The sequence below is a fragment of the Ereboglobus luteus genome (genome assembly GCF_003096195.1).
Classification (GTDB): domain Bacteria; phylum Verrucomicrobiota; class Verrucomicrobiia; order Opitutales; family Opitutaceae; genus Ereboglobus; species Ereboglobus luteus.
In genome coordinates this window covers 126,654-152,873 of the sequence record NZ_CP023004.1, presented here as the reverse complement: position 1 = coordinate 152,873, position 26,220 = coordinate 126,654, and the positions used below count along the sequence as shown (strand labels likewise).

General features: G+C 59.7%; 23 protein-coding genes and 2 pseudogenes. 19 read left to right on the top strand and 6 right to left on the bottom strand.

All coding sequences use genetic code 11. The annotated features are described in order from the left end of the window. Positions 1–11: 11 nt before the first annotated feature. On the bottom strand, positions 12–1,643 hold the full coding sequence (locus tag CKA38_RS00655) for a PEP-CTERM sorting domain-containing protein (protein ID WP_108823774.1): 1,632 nt from the start codon (positions 1,641–1,643) through the stop codon (positions 12–14). Between the two features lie 393 nt (positions 1,644–2,036). Between CKA38_RS00655 and CKA38_RS00650 the strand changes: the two genes are divergently transcribed. From CKA38_RS00650 to CKA38_RS16100, 15 genes and pseudogenes are all read left to right on the top strand, one after another. After that, positions 2,037–2,570 carry an FKBP-type peptidyl-prolyl cis-trans isomerase gene (locus CKA38_RS00650; RefSeq protein ID WP_108823773.1) on the top strand — a complete coding sequence of 178 codons (534 nt, stop codon included), beginning with the start codon at positions 2,037–2,039 and terminating at the stop codon, positions 2,568–2,570. Between the two features lie 45 nt (positions 2,571–2,615). Continuing rightward, positions 2,616–3,353 carry a polyphosphate--glucose phosphotransferase gene (ppgK, locus tag CKA38_RS00645; protein ID WP_108823772.1) on the top strand — a complete coding sequence of 246 codons (738 nt, stop codon included), beginning with the start codon at positions 2,616–2,618 and terminating at the stop codon, positions 3,351–3,353. Positions 3,354–3,495: 142 nt separating this feature from the next. Further along, positions 3,496–4,887 carry an efflux RND transporter periplasmic adaptor subunit gene (locus CKA38_RS00640; protein WP_108826329.1) on the top strand — a complete coding sequence of 464 codons (1,392 nt, stop codon included), beginning with the start codon at positions 3,496–3,498 and terminating at the stop codon, positions 4,885–4,887. A 222-nt stretch (positions 4,888–5,109) separates the two neighbouring features. Further along, positions 5,110–5,775, top strand: coding sequence for an ABC transporter ATP-binding protein (locus tag CKA38_RS00635; RefSeq protein ID WP_108823771.1), 666 nt, complete (start codon positions 5,110–5,112; stop codon positions 5,773–5,775). Positions 5,776–5,792: 17 nt separating this feature from the next. Beyond that, entirely contained in the window at positions 5,793–6,149 is a 357-nt protein-coding gene (locus CKA38_RS00630; RefSeq protein WP_108826328.1) for a four helix bundle protein, read from the top strand. Between the two features lie 54 nt (positions 6,150–6,203). Then, positions 6,204–7,451 carry an ABC transporter permease gene (locus tag CKA38_RS00625; RefSeq protein WP_108823770.1) on the top strand — a complete coding sequence of 416 codons (1,248 nt, stop codon included), beginning with the start codon at positions 6,204–6,206 and terminating at the stop codon, positions 7,449–7,451. Continuing rightward, positions 7,448–8,674, top strand: coding sequence for an ABC transporter permease (locus tag CKA38_RS00620; RefSeq protein WP_108823769.1), 1,227 nt, complete (start codon positions 7,448–7,450; stop codon positions 8,672–8,674). The genes CKA38_RS00625 and CKA38_RS00620 overlap by 4 nt, the downstream gene beginning before the upstream one ends. Before the next feature lie 97 nt (positions 8,675–8,771). Further along, positions 8,772–10,103: an ATP-dependent Clp protease ATP-binding subunit ClpX gene (clpX, locus tag CKA38_RS00615; protein WP_108823768.1), complete on the top strand. Its 1,332-nt coding sequence runs from the start codon at positions 8,772–8,774 to the stop codon at positions 10,101–10,103. Positions 10,104–10,208: 105 nt separating this feature from the next. After that, a complete protein-coding gene (locus CKA38_RS00610; protein WP_108823767.1) occupies positions 10,209–11,210 on the top strand; it encodes a D-2-hydroxyacid dehydrogenase in 1,002 nt (333 codons plus the stop codon). A 139-nt stretch (positions 11,211–11,349) separates the two neighbouring features. Next, positions 11,350–12,240, top strand: coding sequence for a hypothetical protein (locus CKA38_RS00605; RefSeq protein WP_152032589.1), 891 nt, complete (start codon positions 11,350–11,352; stop codon positions 12,238–12,240). Between the two features lie 216 nt (positions 12,241–12,456). Then, a complete protein-coding gene (pdhA, locus tag CKA38_RS00600) occupies positions 12,457–13,617 on the top strand; it encodes a pyruvate dehydrogenase (acetyl-transferring) E1 component subunit alpha (protein WP_192881144.1) in 1,161 nt (386 codons plus the stop codon). A 150-nt stretch (positions 13,618–13,767) separates the two neighbouring features. Further along, a complete protein-coding gene (locus CKA38_RS00595) occupies positions 13,768–14,748 on the top strand; it encodes an alpha-ketoacid dehydrogenase subunit beta (RefSeq protein ID WP_108823765.1) in 981 nt (326 codons plus the stop codon). Positions 14,749–14,908: 160 nt separating this feature from the next. Continuing rightward, positions 14,909–15,070, top strand: a pseudogene (locus CKA38_RS16105) (biotin/lipoyl-containing protein); the annotation flags it as partial. Between the two features lie 275 nt (positions 15,071–15,345). Continuing rightward, positions 15,346–15,417: pseudogene (locus CKA38_RS16920) on the top strand (E3 binding domain-containing protein); the annotation flags it as partial. A gap of 33 nt (positions 15,418–15,450) precedes the next feature. Beyond that, the gene (locus CKA38_RS16100; RefSeq protein WP_236919078.1) at positions 15,451–16,281 is read left to right on the top strand and encodes a dihydrolipoamide acetyltransferase family protein; all 831 of its coding nucleotides are present in this window, start codon (positions 15,451–15,453) and stop codon (positions 16,279–16,281) included. Between the two features lie 83 nt (positions 16,282–16,364). On the opposite strand, the gene rpiB is transcribed toward CKA38_RS16100, so the two are convergent. Continuing rightward, on the bottom strand, positions 16,365–16,811 hold the full coding sequence (gene rpiB, locus CKA38_RS00585; RefSeq protein WP_108823764.1) for a ribose 5-phosphate isomerase B: 447 nt from the start codon (positions 16,809–16,811) through the stop codon (positions 16,365–16,367). 100 nt (positions 16,812–16,911) lie between these two features. Here rpiB and CKA38_RS00580 point away from each other — a divergent pair, with 100 nt between their 5' ends. Together CKA38_RS00580 and CKA38_RS00575 are read left to right on the top strand one after the other, a co-directional pair. Then, complete coding sequence (locus CKA38_RS00580; protein WP_108823763.1) at positions 16,912–17,334, top strand: hypothetical protein; 423 nt, start codon at positions 16,912–16,914, stop codon at positions 17,332–17,334. A 106-nt stretch (positions 17,335–17,440) separates the two neighbouring features. Beyond that, positions 17,441–17,881, top strand: a complete 441-nt coding sequence (locus CKA38_RS00575; protein WP_108823762.1) for a hypothetical protein — start codon at positions 17,441–17,443, stop codon at positions 17,879–17,881. A 158-nt stretch (positions 17,882–18,039) separates the two neighbouring features. Here the strand turns inward: CKA38_RS00575 and CKA38_RS00570 are convergent, their stop codons facing one another. Then, positions 18,040–18,348 carry an HU family DNA-binding protein gene (locus tag CKA38_RS00570; protein ID WP_108823761.1) on the bottom strand — a complete coding sequence of 103 codons (309 nt, stop codon included), beginning with the start codon at positions 18,346–18,348 and terminating at the stop codon, positions 18,040–18,042. A gap of 149 nt (positions 18,349–18,497) precedes the next feature. On the opposite strand from CKA38_RS00570, the gene CKA38_RS00565 reads away from it, so the two are divergent. Then, complete coding sequence (locus tag CKA38_RS00565; RefSeq protein ID WP_202863935.1) at positions 18,498–20,051, top strand: AAA family ATPase; 1,554 nt, start codon at positions 18,498–18,500, stop codon at positions 20,049–20,051. Between the two features lie 89 nt (positions 20,052–20,140). After that, positions 20,141–21,211: an RluA family pseudouridine synthase gene (locus tag CKA38_RS00560; protein ID WP_108823759.1), complete on the top strand. Its 1,071-nt coding sequence runs from the start codon at positions 20,141–20,143 to the stop codon at positions 21,209–21,211. A gap of 95 nt (positions 21,212–21,306) precedes the next feature. Here the strand turns inward: CKA38_RS00560 and CKA38_RS00555 are convergent, their stop codons facing one another. The 3 genes from CKA38_RS00555 to CKA38_RS00545 form a co-directional block, all read right to left on the bottom strand. After that, on the bottom strand, positions 21,307–22,971 hold the full coding sequence (locus CKA38_RS00555) for a ribulokinase (protein WP_108823758.1): 1,665 nt from the start codon (positions 22,969–22,971) through the stop codon (positions 21,307–21,309). A 73-nt stretch (positions 22,972–23,044) separates the two neighbouring features. Beyond that, positions 23,045–24,346 carry an FAD-dependent oxidoreductase gene (locus CKA38_RS00550; protein ID WP_108823757.1) on the bottom strand — a complete coding sequence of 434 codons (1,302 nt, stop codon included), beginning with the start codon at positions 24,344–24,346 and terminating at the stop codon, positions 23,045–23,047. Between the two features lie 24 nt (positions 24,347–24,370). After that, the gene (locus CKA38_RS00545; RefSeq protein WP_108823756.1) at positions 24,371–26,107 is read right to left on the bottom strand and encodes a sodium:solute symporter family transporter; all 1,737 of its coding nucleotides are present in this window, start codon (positions 26,105–26,107) and stop codon (positions 24,371–24,373) included. Positions 26,108–26,220: the final 113 nt, after the last annotated feature.

Sequence of the window (26,220 nt, the reverse complement as noted above, 5' to 3'; positions counted from 1 at the left end):
ATCCCATCGCCTTAGCGGCGAGCGCGGCGACGGCGGTATTTCATGACTCCCATTGTGGCCAGGCCGAGGAGCATGAGCGCGTAAGTGCCGGGTTCGGGGACGGGGGTGAAGGTGATGGCGAGATTGTTGCCGATTTGCTCAATGTTGAAATCACCAAGGCCCGCGAGCTTGGGGTTGTAGGCGAGAAGAGCGTCAGCGTTGATGTTAAAGTAATCGGAATCAAAGCCGGTGAGGGTTTGGTTGCGGGAGAGGATTGTCCACGAGTAGGCTTGGGTGGGATCGAAGTTGAGCAGGGGGCCGAAATCGTTGCCGTTTACCGAGTAGAGGTTGATGACAATGGGGACGAGCCGGTTGCCAAGAATATCGATGTTATTCCATGCGCAGAGTTTGTCGCTGTTGGTGGTGGAGAGGTCGACGTGCCAGATGGCGCCGGCCTCGATGGTGAGGCTGGTGCCGGGGGAATGAAAATGGATTTCGCCTATCCGCCCGAAGCCGCCGGGGACGAGGTTTGCGCCGGTGCTGAGCGTAATGTGCGAGATGTAGTTGCCGTAGCCGGTGATGGTGGAGCCGGGGTCGAGCACGACGGGATTGTAGAGCGACACCGACGCACTGGAACCGAGATTGAGCGTGGCGCCGGATGAGACGGAAACGGTGCCGGAGGTGGCGCCGAGGGCATTGTTGGTGTTGACAAACAGCGTTCCGCCGAGGACGCGCGTGCCTCCGCTGTAGGAGTTGGCTCCGGCGATTTCGACGGTGCCTTGGTTGTCCAAGCCGGCCTTGCCGATGACAACGGCGTTCACTTGCGAGGCCGAACCGCCGAGTTGGGAGGAGATTTTCAGATAACCGTCGTCAAGCGCCGCCAGATAAAGCGCGTCGTAGCCGCCCCCTGTGGTGAACGTGGGCGTGATGAGGCCGGTGAGGTTGATATTGCTCGTGGTGCCGATGTAGTAGGGCGTGGTTTGCTCGGTTCTGCCAAGCAGGGAAAGGTCGATGTGGTCGGAAACCGTGCGGGTGGTCGAGGGATTGGCGCTGTCGATGCCCACGATGGCGTTGGGATCGCTGATGGCTTGGATGTTTTGGAGGAATTCCGCGAAGCTGGACGCAAAATTTTCCGTGTATCCGAGGTATGCTTCCGATGAGAGCGTGTATGACTGCGGGGTCCTATCGTCGGCGCCCGCTTTGCGGCCGGTCAGAATAACTTTGCCGGTGCCGCGAATGTCGAGCGGAACGACGGCAGTGGCGTCGGCGGCGACGGGGTTGCTGAGGTAGAGTTTTCCCGGTCCGTCAACTTGCAGGGTGCCGCCGGCAATTTGCACGCTGTCGAGTGTGACATCCCCCGAACCCAGCGTGATGCCATCGACCAGCCCGATGTTCATTCCGTTGCCCGCGAAGGTGTAAGGTGTGGAGTTGAGAAAAACGAGCGCCTTGAGGCGAACCTTGTTGGCGCCAAAATTGATCGTGCCCGCGCCCTCCTCGGTCAGATACACGGTTTCCGTGCCGTTGTTGGCCGATGGGATTTTTCTGAAGGTCCAGTTGAGAGGATTGTCGTAATTGCCGTCGCCTGCGGCGCCTGTCCATGTGTAATCGGCTGCGGTCAATGTGACTGCGGCTAGAAATGATATGGCGATGAGCAGGCGTTTCACTGGGCGGGATTGCTAGATAAAGTAATTTGCATTTGCAAGCTGATAGGTTGGGTGGGCGAGATTTTTTTGGGAAAACAATTACCTTGCAGACAAATGTAAAAAATCCGCGCGATGCAGTCGCAATAGCAAAACTGAGGCAAAACTGAGCGAATGGACGCAACGAGGCTCAAAAACGCGCGAAAAAGTGTAATTTTTTATGATTACAGGACATTCAGGCCATTGTCGCGAATGACACGTTTGGGTGTGATGCGTGCGGTCGGCAACAACGCCCGGCAGATGAACGCGGCGGGCAATCACGGCGCGTGGAGGACCTTGAAGTTTGGTTTTTTGTTGGTCCGATTGTTGTTACTTGCGGAAGCCAAAGGAAGCGGGTAGGCGTTTCCCTTCTTTTTCATGTCACAGAACATTATCACTTTTCACTACACATTGCGCGACGCCTCGGGAAACATGATCGACATGTCGGTCGGCGGCGAACCGGTAAGCTACATGGAGGGCGCCGGGCAGATCATCGACGGGCTGGAGGCTCAGCTCAGCGGGCTGTCCGCCGGAACCAAAACCACCGTCAACGTCCCCGCTGCCCAAGCCTACGGCGCGCGCGACGAGTCGCTCCTCCACAAGATCAATCGCTCGCAGCTCCCCGTCGAGGGCGAGATAAGCGTCGGCGACCAGTTCCGCACCGCGCCCGATCCGCGCGCGCCCGTCGTGACGGTGTCCGCCGTCAATGGCGACGAGATCACGCTCGACGCCAACCATCCGCTCGCGGGCGTGGACCTGACGTTTCACGTCGAGATCGTCGCCGTGCGCGAGGCAACGCCCGAGGAAATCGAGCAACTGGCAAACGCGCGTCGCTGCGGCTGCGGCAAACAGCGCGGCAGTTGCAAGGACGGCGATTGCGATTGCGAAAACGGCGACTGCGAAGGCTGCTGAAATTTTAATCCCAAACTTAAACCTTAATCCACATTCCCACATTTTATGAACGTTCTCAGCATCGACATCGGCGGATCGGCGGTCAAAGGCGCGCCGGTTGACACTCGCACTGGAAAACTCCTCGCGGAGCGTTATCGCATCGAAACGCCCGACAAGGTTTCGCCGCAACGGCTCGGCGAAATCATCGCGGAAATCGCGAAACATTTCCGCTGGCGCGGGCGCATCGGCGCGGGGTTTCCCGGCGTCGCGCAGGGCCCGATGATTCGCACCTCGGCCAATCTCCACAAAAAATTCATCGACTGCGACCTCGTCGAGGTCATCGAAAAAGCCACGAAGTGCCGCGTGCGCGTCATCAACGACGCCGACGCCGCCGGCGTGGCCGAAATGCGTTTCGGCGCGGGCCGCGGCGAGAAGGGCGCGGTGCTTTTGCTGACGCTCGGCACGGGCATCGGCTCGGCGTTGTTCTGGCGCGGCGTGTTGCAACCGAACACCGAGCTGGGGCATTTGCCGATCCGCGGGAAATCCGCCGAAAAATTCGTCGCCGCCTCCGCGCGAAAACAGCGCGACCTTTCCTGGAAGGAGTGGGGCACGCAGCTCGGCAACTACGTGCGTGTTCTCGAAAAGTTGCTCTGGCCCGAGCTGATCATCGTCGGCGGCGGCGTGAGCGACAAGCATCACAAGTTCTTCAAATACATGAAAACCCGCGCGCGCCTCGTGCCCGCGGAATTTTTCAACGACGCCGGCATCGTCGGCGCGGCGCTCGCGGGCACGGGCAAAATTTGACGGAACGATTTTGCGGTGTGTGCGCGGCGCGGCGCGCGCCGTCAAAAAATAATTGTAACTTTTCCCGCCTCCGTGGTGTTTGAAAGACGCGCCACGCTCTTTCATTCCCTCGTTTCCGCACTCCTTTTTCCGTTCCAAGCCAATGTCATCTCCCGCATCGCCCTCGTCCTCCGCACCCAACCAGACCGTCACTCGCCCAAGCGCAACGCGCCCGCGCCGCAAATCGCGCAAGGGGCTGCTGCTCCTTGTCAGCGGCCTCGTTGTCGTCGGCCTCGTCATCGCCGCCGTCGCCGCGAGCAAGCGCGGCCCGAAGGCGCAGCGCGTGACCGTCGAGCCGGCGATCATCAAGACAATCACGCAAATCGTTTCAGCCACCGGAAAAATACAGCCCGAGACCGAGGTGAAAATTTCCCCCGAAGTCGCCGGCGAAATCCTTGAGCTGCCGTTTCGCGAGGGCGCGTATGTGAAAAAAGGCGACCTGCTCGCGCAGATCAAGGCCGACAACTACCGCTTCCAAGTTGAGCAACGCGAAGCCGCGCTCGCCTCCGCGCGCGCCTCCGCCGCCGACGCGCAAGTGCAGCTCATCAAAACCGAGGACGACCTCAAGCGCGCCGACGGCCTTTACAAACAGAGCCTCATTTCCGAGGCCGACTACATTGCCGCCAAGGCCCTCCACGACCGCGCGCGCGCCAACCTCGACGCCGCCAACGCCTCCATCAACAGCTCCGAGGGCCTGCTCAACCAGGCCAAGGACCAGCTCGACAAAACCACCATCTACTCGCCCATCGACGGCACCATCAGCTCGCGCACATCGGAAGTCGGCGAGCGCGTCGTCGGCACGGGACAATTCGCCGGCACCGAAATGATGCGCGTCGCCGACCTCACCAACATGGAAGTGCGCGTGGACATCAACGAAAACGACATCGTCAACGTGAAGGTTGGCGACAAGGCTCGCGTCACCATCGACGCCTTCCCCGGGCGCAAGTTCGACGCCGTTGTGAAGGAAATCGGTTCCGCCGCCAAGACCACCGGCAGCAACACGCAGGAGGAAGTCACCAACTTCCAGGTGAAAATTCGCATCCTCGACAAGGACATCCCCATCCGCCCCGGCATGAGCGCCAACGCCGACGTCGAGACACAAACCGTCGAAAACGTCGTCGCCGTTCCCATCCAGTCCGTCACCGTCCGCTCGCGCGAAGGCAGCAAAACCATGGACCAGCTCGCCGCCGACCGCGCCAAGAAAAGCTCCGAGACAAAAGGCGCGGGCGCCGCCACCGCTGTCAACACGCGCGACAAGCGCCTCTCCGAGCGCAACGACCGCGAGTCGCTTGACCGCGTCGTGTTTGTTCTCAATGGCGCCAAGGTGAAAATGGTGCCCGTCGAAACCGGCATCGCCGACACCACGCACATGGAAATCAAAACCGGCGTGAAGGAAGGCGACAAAATCGTCTCGGGCAGCTACGCCGCCATCACCCGCATCCTCAGCGACGGCATGGACGTGATGGAGGACGCAAGGAAGCCGGGCAAGAAGTGAGCAAAATGCGGAATGCGGATTTCGGAATGCGGAATTAAAACCCACGCAAATCATCCGTCTACCGCTTGCGTCCGGCATTCCGCACTCCGAAATCCGCATTCCGCATTTAACTAACCTGACCTAACCCATGATCGCACCCGCCACGCCAATCCCCCCGCGCGCGAATACCGCGCGCCCGGCTCGCTCGTCATCGAAATCGAAGGCGTCACGAAACTCTACCACATGGGCACGGAGACGATCCACGCGCTGCGCGGCGTCGCCCTCAAAATCCATCGCAACGAATACCTCGCCATCATGGGCCCGTCCGGCAGCGGAAAATCGACGCTCATGAACATGCTCGGCTGCCTCGACACGCCGACCGCCGGACTCTACGAGTTCAACCGAAAAAACGTCGCCCACATGATGGACGACGAGCTCGCCGCAATCCGCAACCAGGAAATCGGCTTCGTCTTTCAAACCTTCAACCTGCTCGCCCGCTCGACCGCGCTGCACAACGTCGAGCTCCCGCTCATCTACGCCGGTGTGCCGCGCCACGACCGCCTCGAACGCGCCCGCGCCGCGCTTGAGCACGTCGGTCTCGCCGACCGCATGAACCACAAGCCCAACGAGCTCTCCGGCGGCCAGCGCCAGCGCGTTGCCATTGCGCGCGCCCTCGTGAACAATCCCTCGATCATCCTTGCCGACGAGCCGACGGGAAATCTTGATTCGCGCACCGGCGAGGAAATCATGGCCCTTTTCGAAGACCTCTACAAACAAGGCAACACGCTCATCGTGGTCACCCACGAGGAAGACATCGCAAGGCACGCCAGAAGAATCGTGCGCCTCCGCGACGGCCTGATCGAGTCGGACGAGTTGAATGCGGAATTCGGATTTCGGAATGCGGAATGAAACGAACCCCAAACAACATGAAAAACAACGACCTCAAAAAACGAACCAAACAATTCGCCCTGCGCATCATTAAAATGACCGAAGCCCTGCCGCGAACAATGACTGGCGGCGTGCTCGGCAAACAACTGTTGCGCTCAGCCACATCGGTGGCGGCAAATTATCGCTCCGCATGTCGCGGACGCAGCAAACCGGAATTCATCGCGAAACTCGGCATAGTCGAGGAAGAATCCGACGAGTCATCGTTCTGGCTGGAACTCATCGAAGAATCCGGATTGTTGCCCGCCAAAAAACTCGCCGCGTTGAAAAAGGAATCCGAGGAACTCACCGCGATCATGGTCAGCTCCATTCGCACCGCGCGCCGCGCCGCGTCCTAATCATTCCGCATTCCGAAATCCGCATTCCGCATTCAGCCGCCGCCGTTTTACTCCATGCGAAAAATATACTATGAGTTTATCGAATCACTCCGCATCGCGGCGGCGCAGATTCGCGCGAACAAAATGCGTTCGCTGCTCACCGCGCTCGGCGTCATCATCGGCATCGTCTCGGTCACGCTCATGGGAACCGCCATCAACGGCATCGGCGCGAAAGTCGAAAGCTCCCTCTCCGGCTTCGGCGACGACGTGCTCTACATCACCAAATGGCCGTGGCGCGACGTGGACGACTGGTGGAGCTATCGCAACCGCCCGCGCCTCCGCATCGAGCACGCCCAGCGCATCAACGAATGGATCTCCGCGCACCCCGAAGACCCGCTCAAGCTCGCCGTGCCCGTGGCCAGCGCCAACAGCACCGTGATCCGCGGCGACTACCGGGTGACCGGCATCTACACGCTCGGCACCGTCTCCGATTACGCGCGCATCGTGCGCACCGACATGAAGGAAGGCCGCTTCTTCAACGAAGTCGAATCGCGCGGCGGGCGCAACGTCGTCGTCATCGGCTTCGACGTCGCCGACGCGCTCTTCCCCAACGGCAGCCCCGTCGGCCAGACACTGCGCATCCGCAGCCAGCAATACACCGTCATCGGCGTCGCCGAGCGGCAGGGCAGCTTTCTCGGACTGTTCAGTTTCGACTCGATGGTCCTCATGCCCATCAACGCCTTCCGCCGCAACTTCTGGATCGGCAACAATGTCGAAATCCGCGTGCAAGTGGACCAGTCCCGCATGGACGACGCGCGCGAGGAATTGCGCGGCCTCATGCGCCGCATCCGCCAGCTCCCGCCCGAGGCGAAGGACAACTTCGACATCAACGAGCAAAAAGTAATCCGCGAACAACTCGACCCCATGATGCGCAGCATCACCCTGGCCGGCCTCTTCATCACGGGACTCTCGCTCTTTGTCGGTGCCATCGGCATCGCGAACATCACCTTTGTCAGCGTGAAAGAGCGCACGAAAGAAATCGGCACGCGCAAGGCCCTCGGCGCGCGCCGCGGCACCATCCTCATGCAATTCCTGATCGAGGCCGTGAGCATCAGCGTCATCGGCGGCATCATCGGCCTCACAATCGCGTGGAGCGTCTGCAAGGCCATCGCCATCATGTTCCCCGCGTTTCCGCCCGTGTTTTCCCTGACACTCCTGTTCATCGGCTTCGGCCTCTCGCTCGCCGTCGGCGTCCTGAGCGGATTCATCCCGGCGCTCGGCGCCAGCAAACTCGACCCCGTTGTCGCCCTCCGCTACGAATGATCCTCGTCGAAATACTCCGCCTCGCCTTCTCCTCGCTGCGCGCCAACAAAGTCCGCAGCGGCCTCACCATTTTTGCGATGGCCATCGGCGTGTTCTCGATCATCGGCGCGATGACAATCATGGACGGCGTGCGCAACGAAATCGAATCCGGCCTCAGCCAGCTCGGCTCCAACAGCTTTCAAATCCAGAAATATCCCGCGATCTCCTTTGGCGACGGCTGGCGGCAATTTCGCAACCGCCGCGACATCACCTATCCCATGGCCGACCGCTTCAAAAACGCCATGGGCGACGAGGCCAAGGTGAGCATGCGCCTCGCGCGCGGCGGCCTTGTCGCCAAATACAAGGACCGCAAAACCAACCCCAGCCTCCGCCTCATCGGCACCGACGAAAACTACCTGACCGCCTACAACTACACCATCGCCGACGGCCGCAACCTCAGCCCCGAGGACGTCGCGCTCGGCCGCCCCGTGTGCGTGATGGGCAGCGAAATCGTCGAGAAACTTTTCCCCAACGAACGCGCGGTCGGCGCGCTCGTGCGCATCGGCAACCAAAACTACACGGTCATCGGCGTCACCGCCGCGAAAGGCTCCTCGCTCGGCCAAAGCCAGGACGCGTTTGTCATCACGCCGATCACGCGCTGGCTGATGGTTTACGGACGCGCCTGGCGCTCGATCAGCCTCAACGTGCAATCGCACTCGCAGGAAGATCTCGAAGCCGTGCAGGACCGCGCCATCGGCGTGATGCGCCTCGTGCGCCAGCTCAAGCCGGAGGACCCGAACGACTTTGAAGTTTTTTCCAACGAATCGCTCATCGACGCCTTTAACAAAATCGCGGGTGTGGTGGCGATCGGCGCGTTTGTGATCAGCGGCATCGCGCTCGTGACGGCCGGCATCGGCGTGATGAACATCATGCTCGTGAGCGTGACCGAGCGCACGAAGGAAATAGGCATTCGCAAAAGCATTGGCGCGAAAAAAATAAACATCCTCGCGCAATTCCTGATCGAGTCGGTGACGCTCTCGCTCAGCGGTGCGATGATCGGCGTGATTGTCGGCTACCTGATCGGCGTTGCGGGCGGATTGCTGCTTGGCTTCAACGTCGTGTTCCCGGTCATCTGGGCGGTGGTCGGCATGATCGTGTGCGGCCTGATTGGCGTGATCTTCGGCATGTATCCCGCCTGGAAAGCCGCCTCGCTCGACCCCATCGAAGCTCTGCGCTACGAATGATTTTCACACAGGGAAACCGGTTTAAATCGGAACGGCGAATGCGCTCCTAAAAAACGATCTCCTCGACACAAACCTTCGCACGGCGCACTTTGCTGGCATGGCGAAACCGGCACATCTCACACTCTGCTCCTTTTGCGGCAAACCGCGATCCGAGGTGCGCAATCTGCTGACCGGGCCCGGCGTTTTCATTTGCGAAAAGTGCGTGCATGTCTGCCAGCTTTTTATTGATCGCGGGGCCAACCCACCGCCCGGGATTTTTGCCGCCACAGCCGCGGAAATTGCCGCCGCGCTTCCTCCCGTTCCCGCGCCGCCGCCGCCCAAGCTCATCAAGCCCGCCGTGATCAAGCGCGAGCTCGACGAATACGTCATCGGCCAGGAACACGCCAAAAAAGTTCTCTCCGTCGCCGTTTACAATCACTACAAACGCATCCAGCCCGCGTCCGGGCAACTCACGTCCGCTCTCAACGCCGTCGAAATCGAAAAGAGCAATATCCTGCTCATGGGGCCGACCGGCTCCGGAAAAACATTTCTCGCCCGCACGCTCGCCCGCATTCTTGACGTGCCCTTCGCCATCGCCGACGCCACCACGCTCACCGAGGCGGGTTATGTGGGCGACGACGTGGAAAACGTCGTGCACCGCCTCCTCAAGGCCGCCAACTACGACGTGAAAAAAGCCGAGCGCGGCATCATCTACATCGACGAGATCGACAAAATCGGACGCAAGTCCGAGAGCGCCTCGATCACGCGCGATGTTTCCGGCGAGGGCGTGCAGCAGGCGCTTCTCAAAATCCTCGAGGGCACCCTTTGCGCCGTGCCGCCCCAAGGGGGGCGCAAGCATCCGGGGATGGAAAACATCTACATCAACACGACCAACATTCTCTTCATTTGCGGCGGCGCCTTTGTCGGTCTCGACCAGATCGTGCGCCGTCGCATCGCGGGCGCGGATGTCGTGGGCTACTCGGCGATCAAGCAACAAAGGGAAACCGGCGAAACGCCAAGCCAGATCATGCGGCAAATCATTCCCGACGATCTTGTGCGTTTCGGCATGATCCCCGAATTTGTGGGACGCCTTCCCGTTGTTTCCGCGCTGAACCCGCTGGACGAGCAGGACCTCGAACACATCCTTCTCGACACCAAAAACGCCATCATTCACCAATACGCGAAACTCTTCGCGATGGACGGCGTGACGCTGCGTTTCACCCGCGACGCCGTGAAAGCCCTGGCGCGCAAGGCGCTCGAACTCAAAACCGGCGCGCGCGCCCTCCGCTCAATCATGGAAACTCTCATGCTCGATGTGATGTTCGAAATCCCGCAGCGCGAGGACATCGCCGAAGTGCTCATCGACGCCGCGGTCGTTTCAGGCAAACGCCGCCCGCAACTCAGGCGCCGTTCCGCTGCCGCGCCCGTCCGTTCAAAACGCGCCGCGTAGCGAAAAAGGCGTCAGGAGTTAGAATACAGGAGTCGGGCATCGAAAGCAGGTTTTTTCGGGGTTCGTTTTCACCATTCACCATTTATCATTCTTCTTCATCCGCGCATGTCCTCGCCATCACCCAAACCGCTCACGATCTGGTGCAACGCAAAATTTTCCGACGACGTCTCGCGTCAACTTGAGGAGGGTGTGGGCGCGCTTGGGCACCGGCTTGTGTTTTCGGAATTCTGTTCCGCGTCCGTGCTCGACGCCGGCAAGCCCGACCCGCTTCTCGCCACCGCCGATGTCGCGCTCGGCCAGCCCGATGTCGCGCAGTGCATGTCGCTGCCCGCGCTGCGCTGGATCGAGGTCACCACGGCAGGCTACACGCGCTACGACCGCGAGGATTTTCAAGACGCGATTCGAGCCCGCGACGGCGCGTTCACAAACGCGTCGCATGTTTTTGCCGAACCGTGCGCGCAACATGTGCTCGCCATGATGCTCGCGTTTGCGCGCCAGCTGCTCCCATCGCATCGCGACCAGTTGAGCGACCGGTCGTGGCACTATTTCGAGCGCCGTTACGACTCGCGCCTTCTCAACGGCGAGACCGTGCTCATGCTCGGTTACGGAACGATCGCGCGCCGCCTCACGGAGTTGCTCGCGCCCTTCGGCATGCGGATCGTCGCCGTCCGCCGCCGCGCCATCAGCGAGCCCGGCGTGCACATCATTCCCGAGGATCGCGTCAGCGCCGCGCTCGCCGGGGCCGATCACATCGTGAATCTTCTCTCCGACAACGAAACCACGCGCAACTACGTCAACGCCCGCCGCCTCTCCTGCTGCAAACCCGGCGCCAAGTTTTATAACATCGGGCGCGGCACGACGGTCGATCACCGCGCGCTCGTCGATGCGCTCGAATCGGGAAGGCTTGCCGCCGCCTACCTCGACGTTTTCGAGACCGAGCCGCTGCCGCCCGCCGATCCGCTTTGGACGACGCGCAATTGTTACATCACCCCGCACACTGCCGGAGGACGCCGCGACCAGGACGCCGCCATCGTGCGTCACTTTCTGGAAAATCTTGCCGCGTGGACACGTCAAAAGGGTGGGGGCATGATCGACCGCATTGTATAGATGAATAAAAAAACAGGACGGCACTTGAAGAAAGTGGCGCGGAGAATCTTGCGTGAGCCGTGAATAATGGATTTTGCTTCACGCAAACAGGAATGAATTCCTGTGCCACCCTTTGCAAAAACAGCCCATAAAACACCATATGAAAAAGAATATTACCCTAATCGCCCTTGTCGCGGCGTTCTCATGTTTGTCGTTTGTCGCCAGGGGCGATTCCGTTGGCGTGATCGCGCAAACCGAATCGTCGGCGACCGAAGGCAATCGCGGTGAAATCCGCGCCCCCGCGCTGGCGCCCATGACATTTGATTCCTTTATAAACCCGAACTGGGAGGGCTGGAAGGACAGGGCCATCGCCTACGGCATGAAGTCGGGCAAAGTGCCGCTGCCGTTCATGTTCAACGCAACAATCTCGACCGATTCGACACTCGTCGTGCGCGGCGAAAACACCTTCAAAAAACGCTGGGGACTGCACGTCTTCGAGGGCTACGCCAAGGACTGCCGCTCGCGCATAACGATGATTCTGAACAAGCACATCGAGGAGGGGCTGCCGGTCGCCGAAATGTATTATTACGCCGCCGGCTACGGACAGGGGCTCAAGGCCTACAACTGGTTCAGGATCGGTTCCGACGTGCCCTATCACAGTTTTCTTTTTGGTCGCGACCGGGCGATTTTTTATGGAAACGTGGAGATGCAAAACCTGTTTAGCCTCGCCAGCATCGGGACTGGTGATTTGCGCGACACCTTTCCCACCAAGGCCGAGCGCGCCGCCATCGCCGAGGAGTTTAATAAAACCCATTCGCGCGCCGACTATGAAAACGACGCGGATTACAGGCACGCGCGCAGCGGCGAGGCTTACAAGGAGGAGCTGAAGTGGGTGAAAAAAGAGGCCATCAAAAAGGCTCCCGACGGCTCAATTTTCTACGACACCGACATTGGCGCAGTCGTGGTGAAGGTCCGCGGCAAATGGATGAAAATGCCCCTGGAATCCTTGGGCGACGACTATCCGCACAATGCTGTGACGAGTGGCAATTGAATCATGTGCCCCGTGTGTTGACCCGCACGGGGCGTGATGGATTTTGGTGCTGATAGGTTATATTGTCCGGCGGGAGTGACCGCGTGGTTTTGCGGTGATCTCCAGCTTTTGACAAAAGTCGTTTGAAATGCATGTTGGGTGCATTGGGCATATACGCCGCGGATATTTTCCTTGAGCAACAGAGCCCGCACCCAAGAGTCATTCGCACTTATTACCGTGAGCAAAAAATCCACCGACAAAACAGCCGCCGCCGCGAAAAAGACGACGTCCGCCGCCAAGACGGGCGGCGCAAACGCGGCTCCCGCCGCCGCGCCAAAACCCGCAGCGTCCGGCCCCAATCCCTCGCACTCCTCGCCCGTCAACACCGCGCTTTCCGCCGACGAGAAGGTTGAGCTTTACCGCAAACTCGTCCGCATCCGCCGCTTCGAGGAGCGTTCGCTTCGCGCGTATCAGGCGAAAAAAATCGGCGGTTTTCTCCACCTCTACATCGGGCAGGAGGCGGTCGCGGTCGGTTGCTGTTCGCTCATGGGCAAGGACGACCACGTGATCACCGCCTACCGCGACCACGGCCACGCCATCGCCGTCGGCATGGATACGAAGGCGCTCATGGCCGAGCTCTACGGCAAGGTCACCGGCTGCTCGAAAGGGAAGGGCGGCTCGATGCACTACTTCGATCCGGCGCGCAATTTCTGGGGCGGCCACGGCATCGTCGGCGGCCAGGTTCCGCTCGGCGCCGGCCTCGCCTACGCGCTCAAATACAAGGGGCTCAAGGGCGCCGCGATGGCGTTCATGGGCGACGGCGCGGTGAATCAGGGCGCCGTCCACGAAGCCTACAACCTCGCCTCGCTCTGGAGCCTGCCGGTCGTTTTTGTCATTGAAAACAACGGCTACTCGATGGGCACCTCGCAGGCGCGCTCCTCCGCCGGCGAACTCGCCACGCGCGCCGCCGGTTACGACATGAAATGGGAGATCATCGACGGCCACGACCTCTACGATGTCCGCGCAAAGATGGAGCCGCTCCTCCGCCGCGCGCGCGAGGAATCGAAACCCGCGCTCGTCGAGATCATGACATATCGCTACCGCGGCCACTCCGTCGCCGACCCCGACAAAACCTACCGCAGCAAAACCGAAATCGAGGATTACCAGCGCACAAAAGACCCGATCAACCTCTTCCGCGCGATCCTCCAATCCGAGGGCGCGCTCACCGACGAGCTCATTGAAAAAATCGACACCGAGGCCCGTTCCGAGGCCGATTTCGCCGCCGATTTCGCCGAGGCCAGCCCGTTCCCGACGCCCGAGGACATCCAGAAGGACGTTTATTGGGAAGCCGACAATCCGTCGCAGCGCACGAGCGGAGGAAGATTGTTCTTTAATTAGAATCCACTCAATTCACCACGGAGACACGGAGAAACACGGAGCCAAAACAGAAAGAATCGTGGAAGAAAAACTCTTCCGAACTCCGTGCTCCTCCGTGTCTCCGTGGTGAACCAAATCACTTTCAAAAACTAAAATCACCTTCACCACACCATGCCTTTAATCACTTACCGCGAAGCGCTCCGCCACGCCATGGCCGAGGAACTCACGCGCGACGAAAACGTCGTCATTCTCGGCGAGGAAGTCGGCCAGTTCCACGGCGCCTACAAAGTCACCGAGGGTCTCCTCGAAAAGTTCGGCCCCAAGCGCATCGTTGACACGCCCATCTCCGAAGCCGGCTTCATCGGCCTCGGCGTCGGCGCGTCCATGCTCGGCGTGCGCCCCGTCATGGAGCTGATGTTCTGGTCGTTCTACTCGGTCGCGTTTGACCAAATCCTTAACAACGCCGCCAACATCCGCTACATGAGCGGCGGGCAAATTAACTGCCCCATCGTCATCCGCGGCCCGGCGAACGGCGGCACCAACGTCGGCGCGACCCATTCGCACACGCCCGAAAACATCCTCGCTCACCACCCCGGCGTGAAAGTCGTCGTGCCCTCCACGCCCTACGACGCGAAGGGCCTCCTCAAGTCCGCCATTCGCGACAACGACCCCGTCTTTGTCCTCGAAAACACCATCCTCTACGGGCTCGAGGGCGAAGTCCCCGCCGAGGAATACCTGGTTCCGCTCGGCCATGCCGACGTGAAACGCGCCGGCACCGACCTCACCATCGTCACCTACGGCCGCCCCGTTATCCAGTCGCTCGCCGCCGCGCAACAGCTCCAGCAACAACACAACCTTTCCGTCGAAATCGTCGACTTGCGCACCATCCGCCCGCTCGACATCGACACCGTGCTCGCCTCCGTGCGCAAAACGCACCGCGTCCTCATCGTCGAGGAACAACGCCCCTTCTGCGGCGTCGGCGCGCAACTCGCCTACATGATTCAAAACGAAGCCTTCGACGAACTCGACGCGCCCATCCAGCGCCTCGGCACCGTGGACGCGCCCGCAATCTACAGCCCCCCCGCCGAAATCGAGCAACTGCCCAACTCCCAACGTATTCTCAAGGCCGCGCTCGCCACCATGGGTTCATGAGCAGTGATGAAAAAACACAAACGTCTCATGCCATTGACCTACCTTGTGTGACGGCAAATAACGCGCACAAACCGACACAATGCGCGCACTATAAATACCTCGCCTCATCATTCTTAACCCTTAAACATTAAGCATTCAATTTTCAGCGAAGTGTAACACCATGGCTCAAATCATCGACATGCCCAAACTCAGCGACACCATGACGGTGGGCACGCTGGTAAAATGGCTCAAAAAGGAAGGCGACCCCGTCAAGACCGGGGATATTCTCGCCGAAGTCGAAACCGACAAGGCCACGATGGAGCTGGAAAGCTTTTTCGACGGCACACTGTTGAAAATTTTCTCCCCCGAGGGTTCGCAAGTCCCCATCGGAGTCGCGCTTTGCGCCGTCGGCAAACCCGGCGAAACCGTCGAGGCGCCGAAACCGCCCGAACCCGCCCAGGACGAGGGCAAGGCGAAACCTCCGGCTGAGCCGAAAGCGCCCGCACCGGCCGAACCCGTTTCAACTCCGCAACCCAATCCCGCCTCCGCCGGAGACGCCGCCCCGTCGGCCGCCCCGCGCCGGCCACTCCGCCAAAACCGCAAACCGAGGCTCCCCGCATTCCCAGCGAACGCATCCGCATCTCGCCGCTCGCGCGCAAATTCGCCCGCGAAAAAGGCATCGACTACACACGCCTCCAAGGCAGCGGACGCGGCGGGCGCATCGTGCGCGCCGACATTATCGCCGCGGCGGAAAACCCCTCGCTCCTCGCCGCCGCGCCAACCGCCGCCGCCACTAGCGCTGCCGGAGGCCCGACCAATTCCGCATTCCGCGCTCCGCATTCCGCATTCGCCTCGGGCCCGATCCAGGAAGAGCGCACCGTTGTTGTCGGCAACATGCGCGCCACCATCGCGCGCCGCCTCCTCGAGGCGAAGACAACCATCCCGCACTTTTATCTCGATATCGAAGTCGACGCCGAGCCGCTTCTCGTTTTGCGCCAGCAACTCAACGTCGCGCTCGAAAAACAAGGCGTCAAACTCTCGGTCAACGACTTCATCTTGAAAGCCAGCGCCGAGGCGCTCCGCCGCGTGCCCGCGGTGAACGCCTCGTGGGAAGGCACGCAAATCCGCTACTTCGGCGGGGCGCACGTCTCGTTTGCCGTGGCGATCGAGGACGGCCTCATCACGCCGGTCATCCGCGACGCGCACAACAAAAGCGTTTTCCAAATCAGCGCCGAGGCGAAGACGCTCGGCAAGCGCGCCAAGGAGAAAAAACTTGCGCCCGCCGAGTTCACCGGCGGCACGTTCTGCGTGAGCAACCTTGGCATGATGGGTATCACGAAATTTAATCCCATCATCAATCCGCCGAACTCGGCGATCCTCGGTGTCGGCACGACCGTGGCAAAACCCGTTGTGAAAAACGGCCAGATCGTGGCCGGCCAGACGATGGGGCTCACGCTCAGTTGCGACCACCGCGTTGTGGACGGCGCCCTCGGCGCGCAATACCTCGCCGCGCTCAAGCAACTCCTCGAAGCCCCGGCGCTGCTGCTGGTGTGACGGTCACGCATGCCGGGTTCCGACCCGGCAGGTTTGATTTTTTTAGAAAATGCTTTGTGCCGAGCCGGGACCCGGCGCGTTCGTCACCCCGCGGGGTTGTCGATTTTGTTGATGCGGGCGAGATGGCGGCCGCCTTCAAACTCGGTGGTCAGCCACACGCGCACAATCTTCAACGCCTCCTCCTCGCTGATCGTGCGCTGGCCGATCGAAAGCACGTTGCCGTCGTTGTGCGCGCGATTCCAGATCGCCACTTGTTCGTTCCAGCAAAGCCCGCAGCGAATGCCTTTCACGCGGTTCGCGACGATGGCCTCGCCGTTGCCCGAGCCGCCAAGCACGATGCCGCGCTCGTATTCGCCGCGCGCAACCGCCTCGGCCACCGGGCGGACGAAGTCGGGATAATCGCACGCCGACTCCGAGTGTGTGCCGAAGTCGCGCACTGTGTGCCCGGCTGAGAGGAGCATGGTTTTGATGGTTTCCTTGTATTTGAAACCGGCGTGGTCGGAACCGATGGCAATCTGGAATGTTTTCATGGATGCGTTTGCAAATTGTTTGAACCTGCCGCGGATTGGGCTGTCTTACACAAGAGCCTTTTTCCCCGGCACCGCAAAACATACTTCCTGTTCCTTTGTTATGAAAGTCCAAAACATCATTGTCATCGCGCTTTTTGCTTTTGTAGCGCTGCTTTTCACCGGTTGCTCGACCACTTCCGGTCGCATCAAGAAAAACCAGCAGCTTTTTGATGGTTTCCCCGCCGAAGTGCAGTCCAACATTCGCGCCGGCAAGGTTGATATCGGCTACACATCCGACATGGTTCTGATGGCGCTCGGCGAGCCCGACCGCCGTTACACGCGCACCACCGAGCGCGGCAATTCGGAGGTGTGGGCTTACAGGTCGAAGGCGCCCGCGCTCAGCTTCGGACTCGGCATCGGCGGGGGAGGGCGCACCTCGATTGGCACGGGTGTTGGGATTTCGACGGGCGGGGATCGTTCCGACGACAAGGTCCGCGTTATTTTTGAAAACGACAGGGTCTCGTCGCTGGAGCAGGCGAAGTGAATCTTTTACCTCCCGGATGTTTGCAACATTGTCAGGTCAGGCGCGTCATAGATTGCATAACGTGCAGATTCACTTTAAGCGAAATTAACAGAAGGAAGGCCATACCATGAAAACCAAAATAATCTCCTTTGGGCTGGCGGTTGCCGCATTGGTGATCGCGGGCTGCTCGACGCCCTCCATGCGCATCAAGCACAACCCCGAATTGTTCTCCTCCATTTCCGCCGCCGACCAGGAGCTCATCAAGCAGGGGCGCGTCGCGCTCGGGTTCACTCCCGACATGGTGAAACTCGCGCTTGGCGAGCCGGATCAGATTGCCCAAAAAATCGACAAAAACGGCACCACGGTGACGTGGCGCTATCGCGGTTACGATTCCTCGGTTGACTATGGATTCCACGGTTACTGGGGCAGTCCGTATTCGATGCGTCCGCGTTATTGGGGCGGTTATTACGGCTGGTCGGGATACTACAACACGCCCTCAACAATCAGCGATTACCTGCGTGTGACATTCCGCGACGACCGCGTCGTGGAGATCAACCAGCTTCGCTGATCGCGAAAAAAATACTGGTGGATGCGCCGGCGGGGTGGTTTTTCCAAAAACATCCCTCTCTGACGATAGTTCGCATGCCGGAGAAATGGGATTTGGGCGCAAAAAAAACCGGAGCGTTCGGCTCCGGCTTGAAATTTTTGTGTGCTGCTGCGGATTGCTCAGAGCTCCTTCACATTGAGCTTTTTGAGGAGTTGCTTGAGGATTTTTCCGGACTTGAACTTAACAACAGCGCGCTCGGGGATGATCACCTTGTTTTCGGGCTTGTTGGGATTGCGTCCCACGCGTTCCTTGCGGCGTTGCACTTCCAACACACCGAAGTTGCGCAACTCGACATTGCGACCTTCAGCCAGCGCTTTCATGATGATATCGAGCGTCATCTGCACAGTTGATACAATTTCCTTTTGGGGGAATTGGGTTTTTTCGTAGATTTCCAATACAATCTCGCGTTTGGTCAGATTTGAAGGCATAGGTATTAGTGAGTTGAGTTATTTTTAAGCTATTTGCGGTTAAGTGGTTTGCAATCCAAATTATACGTTAATCAGGAAGATACTAGAATATGAGTGATAAAGATTCACAAGAGCCAACGGATCAATTGCCTAAAGAGATTCGTGATCTGATGAAAAGTTCCCCGTTCAAGACATTTTTTGTGGGGAAATCTGAAAAAAATCCGGATTCCCCCGCGGAGGACGATCAGGGGGCCGAGGCGCACGAGGAAACCTTGAAGCGAATTCAAGGCTTCAACTTGAAACCTCGCGAGATACGCGATTATCTGGACCGTTTTGTGATCCAGCAGGCGGAGGCCAAAAAGGTGCTTTCGGTGGCCATTTGCGACCATTACAACCATGTGCGCCAGTGCATTGAGAACCCGTCCTTGCGCGAAATCGATTATGCAAAACAAAACATTCTGTTGCTCGGGCCGACCGGCGTCGGGAAAACCTACCTGATGCGCTGCATTGCGCGCCTGATTGGGGTTCCTTTTGTAAAGGCTGATGCGACAAAATTTTCTGAAACAGGTTACGTGGGCGGCGATGTCGAGGACTTGGTTCGCGACTTGGTGAAAGCCGCCGATGGCGACGTGGAACTTGCTCAATACGGCATCGTTTACATCGATGAAATCGACAAAATCGCCTCGTCGGGAAGCACCACCGGCGGTGGCGGGCGCGATGTGTCGGGGCGCGGCGTGCAGATAAACCTGCTCAAACTGATGGAGGAAACCGAGGTCAACTTGCACAGCCAGACCGACCTCGCCGCGCAAATGCAGGCGATGATGGAAATGCAACGCACGGGCCGCAGCCGGAAGCGCACGATCAACACGCGACACATCCTGTTCATCGTGAGCGGCGCGTTCGACAAACTCTCCGAGCAGATCAAGCGCCGTGTGCAAAGCAGCAGTATCGGGTTTGCCGCGGGCGCGGCGGGCGCGGTGGCGGCGGCTCGGGCGCATGTGACGCACGACAGCGATTTTCTGCGCCTCGCGCAGTCGCGCGACATCATTGACTACGGCATGGAGCCGGAGTTTGTGGGGCGCCTGCCGGTGCGCGTGGCGTGCCAGGCGCTCACCGCGGCGGATTTGGAAAAAATCCTCGTCACCTCGGAAGGCAGCATCCTTTCGCAATACCGCGCCGACTTTGCCGGCTACGGCATCGACTTCGAAATCACACAACCCGCGGTATGCGAGATCGCCGCGCAGGCGTATCAGGAAAACACGGGCGCGCGCGGATTGATGACTGTGCTCGAGCGGGTGTTTCGCAATTTCAAGTTCGAGCTGCCTTCGACCGCCGTGAAGGCCTTTCGCGTTGACGAAAAAACCATCGCCGAGCCCGAGGCCGTTCTGTGTTCGTTGCTCAGGGAAAACGCGCAAAAGCAGCACGAGGTGCTTCGCGCCGACGTGAATGCATTCGCGCAACGCTTTCAGACGGATTACGGCTTCGAACTGGTTTTTGACGACGGCGCTGTCGATGTGCTGATCGAGCAAAGCCTCGCCGCCGACAAAACGATCCGCGCGCTGTGCGAGGACAAGTTTCACAATTTCCACCATGGGCTGAAGCTCCTTGTGGCGGACGACGGCGGTGACGGCTCAAAGCGCTTTGTCATCACCCGCGACGTTGTCGAAAACCCAGACAAGGCGATCTCCCGCTGGGTCGTGGAAAGGTTCAAAAAAACGAGCTGAGCGTTAAGATTTAAGAAGCGGGCCGCCATCAATTGCGCGGTTTGTTTTCTGATTTCCCAAAGCTTAATTCCCAAGTCTTAATTCTCACGATGTCCTCCCAACACACTTACACAATCGCGCCGGGAGTGCGCTCGATTCGCGCCGACAAGGCGCTCGCGATCGGCTTTCCCGAGCACAGCCGCTCGGCGTTGCAACGCGCGTTTGACGCGGGGCTGGTTTTGCGCGGCGGCGTCGCGCTCACACGCGACTCGGCGGTGAGCGGCGGCGATGAGATTGTGTTTTCGATGCCGCAAACCAGGCCGTCGGAATTGAGGCCGGTGGAAATCCCGCTCGATGTTTTGTATGAGGACAAGCACTTGCTCGCGATCAACAAGGCCGCGGGCATGGTTGTGCATCCGGGCGCGGCGACGGGCGAGGACACGCTCGTGCACGCGCTGCTCGCGCACTGCAAAGGCTCGTTGAGCGGCATCGGCGGCGTGGAGCGTCCGGGCATCGTGCACCGGCTCGATCGCGAGACCTCGGGTGTGATGGTGATCGCCAAAACCGACGCGGCGCATCGCGGCCTGGCGGAGCAGTTTTCGGCGCGTTCGTTGCAAAAGGAATATCTCGCGCTCGTGAATGGCGCGCCCTCGCTCTTGAGCGGCAGCATCACAAAAGCCATCGGGCGGCATCCGTCGCAACGGCACAAAATGATGGCATTCGAGGATTCCGCCCGGAGCCTCGCACCCGAGGAGAAGGTTGCGGAGTTCTACGATTTGGAGGCGGATGAGGACGAGAACACTTCCGTGGTCGCGGGCGGCGGGCGTCGCAAGTCCGGCCCACGCGACGCGCACACGGATTGGGAGGTCGTGGAACGCTACGGCAAAATCGCGGCGCTTGTGCGCTGCGCCATTCACACGGGCCGCACGCATCAAATCCGCGTGCACATGAAATCGCTCGGGCACATTTTGCTCGGTGACGCGGTGTATGGCTGGAAGCGCGACGCGCGCATTCCCGAAAAATCGCAACCCAAGCGCGTGATGCTGCACGCGGAACATTTGGTGGTGACGCACCCGATCACCGGCAAAACCCTCGACCTCCGCGCCCCCGTGCCAAGGGATTTTTCATCAATGATAAAAGCCCTGAAAACCGCGGCAAAAAACGCGACGGAAACAGCCTGACAGGGTAGGGCGAACCGTCCCGGTGAGCCGTTCACCGTTTCGGCTCACCGGGACGGTTCGCCCTACCAAATCAAATCCCTCGGGACTCCGGTTTTTTATATTCGCTTCTCGGTGAAGGCTCCGGCGGCTTTGTATTTTTCGTATCGGCGGAGATGGATTTTGTGATTTTCCATGTTCGGCGCGTAGGCGCGGATGGCGGGTTTGCAGAGCGCTTTTTGCGCCGCTTGCACATTGGCATGCACGCCCGCCACAACTGCTGCTTGAATCGCCGCGCCCAGCGCGCCGGTGTGATGGCAGCCCGTGACTTGTATCTCGCGCCCGAGCACGTCGGCGAGGGTTTGCATCACGAGGGGGGATTTTTGCGGGATGCCCCCGGCGGCGACGAGGCGTTCGATTTCAATGCCGTTGTCAATAAGGTGGGTGATGGCGGTCTTTGTCGCGAATGCCGTCGCCTCGACAAGGGCGTGATATATTTGCGGCGCGGTTGTCGAGAGCCTCAATCCCATGAGGCTTCCTGTCAGCGTGAAGTCTGCCGAGGGGCTGCGGCGTCCGTTCAGCCAGTCCGTGGCGAAGGGGGCGTTTTCGTCGGGCGCGACGGCCGGCATCGCATCCAGTTCGCGGAGAATTTTGCCGCGGGTTTCGGCGATGAGTTTTTGTTTTGTCGCTTCGTCGACCAAGTTGCTTTTGCCCAGGATTTCCACGAGGGGGTAGCTCAGGAATTTTTGGAGCCACGCATAGACGTCGCCAAAGGCGGAGAGCCCCATTTCGAAACCGACAAGGCCCGGGATGATGGAGTTGTCGCCCTGCCCGTAGATTCCCTTTATCATTCGGTCTCCCAGGACTTCGCGCGGCACAACCGTCATGTAGCAGGCCGAGGTTCCTATGTTGAGCACCATTGTTTTATGGGCGACTCCCGCGCCCACCGCGCCGCAATGCGCGTCGATCGTTCCGGTGCCTATTTTCACGTCGCGGGGCAGGTCGAGGCGTTCGGCCCATTCCGCCGTGATTGTGCCGGCGGCCTGGTCGCAGGTGTAAATCCTCGTGTTGAGGCGGCTGGCGAATTCCTGCAGACTCGGCTCCAGTTTTTCAAAAAATGACGGCGACGGATAACCGCCCCATCTTTCAGACCACAACCATTTTTGGCTGACGGCGCAGTAGCCCATTTTCAAATCGGCGATGTTGCTCACGCCCGCGAGAAGCGCGGGGATGAAGTCGCAGAGTTCGATGGCGGCATGCGCGTGCTTTTTGATTTCCAGTTCATCGCGGAAAATGTGGACGATCTTGGACCAGAAGTTTTCCGAGGAGTAGTGGCCGCCGGTGTGCACCGAATAATCGACCGGCGACGCCGCGCACAGGGCGGTGATCTCGGCGGATTCCTTTTCGCCGGTGTGGTCTTTCCAGAGGACAAACATCGCGTTGGGGTTTTCCACGTATTCGGGGCGCAGGGCGAGCGGGCGGCACTCCTTGTCCACGAGGCAGGGCGAGCTTCCGGTGGTGTCGGCGGAGACGGCTTTTATTTGTTTTGCGATTTCGGGGTGGGCCGCGGTCAGGCTTCGGATCACGCTCGTCAAACCCTCGATGTGGTCGAGCGGATGCTGGCGGAATTGCGTCTTTTGCGCGTCGCAATACAGTCCTTGCGACCAGCGGGGATAATTAAAAACGGCGGAGTCGATTTCCTCGCCGGTGACCGCGTTCACCAACAGGGCGCGGACAGAATCCGTGCCGAAATCCATTCCTATTACATGCGGGGCGTCGTGCATGATGATTGGGTTTTAGAAACAAAACGGGCGTGATGTAAAGATCGCCGCTTCGTTTGTGTGCGCGCGGGTTTGTTTACGCTGTGAGGTTTACTCCGTCTTGCGTCAGTCGGTTTCGGAGCGCGTTAACATCCACCGCTGACACATCGGCGTTTGCCTTGAGGCACAGGGCGGCGGCGGTTCCGGCGGCCTGCCCCAATCCCATGACCGAGGCCTGCACGCGCACGGAGGCCGAGGCGATTTCGTCCGCGGAGAATGATCTGCCGGCAACCAGAAGGTTCGGGAAGCCGGGCGCGATCAGACAGCGGTAGGGAATGAACGCGGCGTTCTTGAGGAACTCGCATCGTTGCTGCGTCGTTTCTGAGGCGTGTATGTCAACCGGATGGCATCCGCGCGAGATGGCGTCGGGGAAATCGACCGCGTTGAGATATTCGTTGCCGGTGAGCGTGTGGGCTCCCTTGATGCGGCGCGTTTCGCGAACACCGGTTTGCGTGGCGGTGCCGATCAGGCTGGAATTGCGGAACGCGGGGATGTGTTCGCGAAGAAGTCCGGCGAACAGATGGGCGTGCTCGCGCAGAAGGCATTCCGTGTTGGTGGCCTCGCGGTTGTCCGCCATGTCGGCTTGCGCGCGCGTCATGTTGAGAAGCACGATTCCGGGGGCCAGCACGCCGCAATACCACGGGCCGCCGAACACGGGGATATCCTGCGTTTTGCGCAGCTCGGTGAGTGTTTCGCGGATGGCGAGATCGTGATAATTAACCCCTTGCTGGCTGTGCCGGATCATCGGCAGCGCGCCGGTGTCCACGCCGCCGAGCATGAAAATGAGCGAGGCCGGTTGCAGCGATTTGGCTGAGGGCTGCATCGGAACGCCAGCTTGCATGGCGAGATCGGCGTCGCCTGTGCAATCGATGAAATACTTCGCGGTGAGGGCCTCCGTGCCGTTTTTGTTTTCCATGATCACATGGGTGATGCTGGCGCCTGTTTTTTGGCAGCCGCTCAGGTAGGAGTGGTAATAGAGCGACACTCCGGCCTCCAGAAGCATGCGCTGGGCGGTGAGTTTGTATTTCTCGGACGAGAAAGTGATGTTGCCGAGCGGCTTTTCCTCCTCCGCGCCGCCTATTTCCATGAGTCGCTCAACGAACTCCCATGGCAGGCCGCCGATTATCCGGCGTCCGTTGTAATTGAAAACGCTGATCGGGGCGACGAGTCCGGCGGTGGCCATTCCGCCCGTAAACCCATATCGTTCGATGAGCGCGGTGCGCGCCCCGCCTCGCGCGGCGGCGATCGCGGCGATGAATCCGGCGGGGCCGCCTCCGCACACCACCACGTCGTATTGCCCCACGACGGGGACGTTTTTTGTCTGTGTGATTGATTCCATGATGTTGTTTTTCCGGAAAATTGTTCAGCCGGCGTTTGAGTTTTTTCGTTTTGCCCTGATGCCGTGGTAGAGCAGGAACGCCAGTGTGGACAGGCCGAGGAAAATGCCCCCGTAGATCAGCATCGAGCCGCGGTCGTCCTTGCTGCCGAGGGCGAGCAGCACCATTATGAGGCCGATGGCGGCGTAGGTGCCCATCATGATTTTGAAGGCCATGTTCGAATACATCGCGCCGGCCTGCTTGTTCTTTTGGATCTGCTCCGCGGTCAGCACCTCGTCCTCTTTCTTGTAGCGCGCGGCGATTTTGAGGAATCCCTCGGCCTGCGGTTTTTTCCACAGGATGAGTTCGAGGATGGTCAGAATGGTGACGGGGAACACCAAGCCGATGAAGGCGTCGACAAACGTGGGGTGCCGGCTGACAATGTCGGGGAAGAGCAGGCCGGCTTTCACCAAAATGGCGGTGCCGAAGGTGATGCCCATGCTTATGAAGACAGATTTCTGGCCGACGCGCTTGGAGAACAGTCCCCATATCGACGGAATGAAGAGAGGTGAAATGACCAGCGTTAGGAACGACACGACCACGCGCTCGGCGCCACCGAGGAACGGGATGAGAATGGCGACCAGCGTGATGAGCGAACCGTAGATGAACGTGAAAACGCGTCCGACCCGCATCAATGTCCTGTCGGTTGATTGCGGACGGAGGGATTTGAAGATGTCGTAGGTGAAGACGTTTGCGTAGACGTTGAGCGTGCCTGAAACCATGCTCATTGTCGCCGAGAGCATGGCGGCCATCATCATTCCCAGCATGCCCGTGGTCAGGATGTATTGGCTCATCAACATGTAGGCTTGCTCGGGATTGGCGTCGGGATTGATGACGCGGTAAACCAGCGCCGGCACATAAAAAAACAGCGGTGTGACGAAATAAAGACCAGCGACAAGAAAGACGCTCTTCTTCGCATCCCGAGACGTCGGCACGCTGATGTAGCGTTGCACGAAAGCCCAGTCGCCGCCGATCATGAAGGCGTGCAACAGGCACCACAGGATCATCCACACCCAGGAATACTGGCTGGTGAAAAGGGAAAAATATTCGGGCGGCGCCTTGGCGATGAACTCTTGAACTCCGCCCACGCTGTTGAACGAGAGCGGAATCATGATGAGTATCATCGCTATGAGGATCGCAAACTGCACGACGTCGGTCATCAGCACCGCGAGAAATCCGCCCGCCGCCGTATAAACGAAGGTGATAAGCCCGAGCACGATGACCGCGTAGGTGATCGACAGGTGGCCTGTTCGCGGATCGGCGAGGAAATGTCCCTCGGGCAACGGCATCAGCGCCACGGCCATGATTGCGACGGCGTAGAGCGCCACGGCCGTGTGGACTCCCTTGCCGATCATTCCGAAAACGGTGTAGAAGCGGATGGTTGGTTTGCCGAAGCGGATGCCGAGATATTCCGCGGGTGAATTAATGCGCATCCGCGACCATTTGCCGGCGAGAAACAATCCCACGAACAGCGACGCGAAACCCAGCATGAGCCCCACGACAATCGCCACCACGCCGGAACGGTAGGCGACGCCGCCCCACACGACAAACGTCCCCGCCGAGAATATTGTCATGTAAGTGGACAGGCCGGAGAGCCACCACGAGGAGTTTCTTCCGGCGATAAACATCTCCTTGGAGCTTTTGATCCTGCGCCCGACCGTCGCTCCCAAAATCAAGAGTCCGACGAAGTATAACAATATGATCAGGTAGTCGATTGAGGTCATGTATTGATTGGGTAAATGGGGGGAATTGATTGCTGCTCCATTCAACAGGCTTGCGCAACAAATGAAACGCAAAGCGAACTGAAAGCGTTAATGTCCGCTCGGGCGGCAGTGCT

Bases quoted from the DNA above. Each gene is read 5' to 3' on its own strand.
- CKA38_RS00635 (WP_108823771.1), top strand. From the start codon at position 5,110: ATGGGCACGGAGACGATCCACGCGCTGCGCGGCGTCGCCCTCAAAATC.
- CKA38_RS00625 (WP_108823770.1), top strand. From the start codon at position 6,204: ATGCGAAAAATATACTATGAGTTTATCGAATCACTCCGCATCGCGGCG.
- CKA38_RS00570 (WP_108823761.1), bottom strand. From the start codon at position 18,348: ATGCCTTCAAATCTGACCAAACGCGAGATTGTATTGGAAATCTACGAA.
- CKA38_RS00610 (WP_108823767.1), top strand. From the start codon at position 10,209: ATGTCCTCGCCATCACCCAAACCGCTCACGATCTGGTGCAACGCAAAA.
- CKA38_RS00545 (WP_108823756.1), bottom strand. From the start codon at position 26,107: ATGACCTCAATCGACTACCTGATCATATTGTTATACTTCGTCGGACTC.
- CKA38_RS00555 (WP_108823758.1), bottom strand. From the start codon at position 22,971: ATGCACGACGCCCCGCATGTAATAGGAATGGATTTCGGCACGGATTCT.
- ppgK (WP_108823772.1), top strand. From the start codon at position 2,616: ATGAACGTTCTCAGCATCGACATCGGCGGATCGGCGGTCAAAGGCGCG.
- CKA38_RS00580 (WP_108823763.1), top strand. From the start codon at position 16,912: ATGAAAGTCCAAAACATCATTGTCATCGCGCTTTTTGCTTTTGTAGCG.
- CKA38_RS00630 (WP_108826328.1), top strand. From the start codon at position 5,793: ATGAAAAACAACGACCTCAAAAAACGAACCAAACAATTCGCCCTGCGC.
- rpiB (WP_108823764.1), bottom strand. From the start codon at position 16,811: ATGAAAACATTCCAGATTGCCATCGGTTCCGACCACGCCGGTTTCAAA.
- CKA38_RS00560 (WP_108823759.1), top strand. From the start codon at position 20,141: ATGTCCTCCCAACACACTTACACAATCGCGCCGGGAGTGCGCTCGATT.
- CKA38_RS00595 (WP_108823765.1), top strand. From the start codon at position 13,768: ATGCCTTTAATCACTTACCGCGAAGCGCTCCGCCACGCCATGGCCGAG.
- CKA38_RS00650 (WP_108823773.1), top strand. From the start codon at position 2,037: ATGTCACAGAACATTATCACTTTTCACTACACATTGCGCGACGCCTCG.
- CKA38_RS00605 (WP_152032589.1), top strand. From the start codon at position 11,350: ATGAAAAAGAATATTACCCTAATCGCCCTTGTCGCGGCGTTCTCATGT.
- clpX (WP_108823768.1), top strand. From the start codon at position 8,772: ATGGCGAAACCGGCACATCTCACACTCTGCTCCTTTTGCGGCAAACCG.
- CKA38_RS00565 (WP_202863935.1), top strand. From the start codon at position 18,498: ATGAAAAGTTCCCCGTTCAAGACATTTTTTGTGGGGAAATCTGAAAAA.
- CKA38_RS00550 (WP_108823757.1), bottom strand. From the start codon at position 24,346: ATGGAATCAATCACACAGACAAAAAACGTCCCCGTCGTGGGGCAATAC.
- CKA38_RS00640 (WP_108826329.1), top strand. From the start codon at position 3,496: ATGTCATCTCCCGCATCGCCCTCGTCCTCCGCACCCAACCAGACCGTC.
- CKA38_RS00575 (WP_108823762.1), top strand. From the start codon at position 17,441: ATGAAAACCAAAATAATCTCCTTTGGGCTGGCGGTTGCCGCATTGGTG.
- CKA38_RS00620 (WP_108823769.1), top strand. From the start codon at position 7,448: ATGATCCTCGTCGAAATACTCCGCCTCGCCTTCTCCTCGCTGCGCGCC.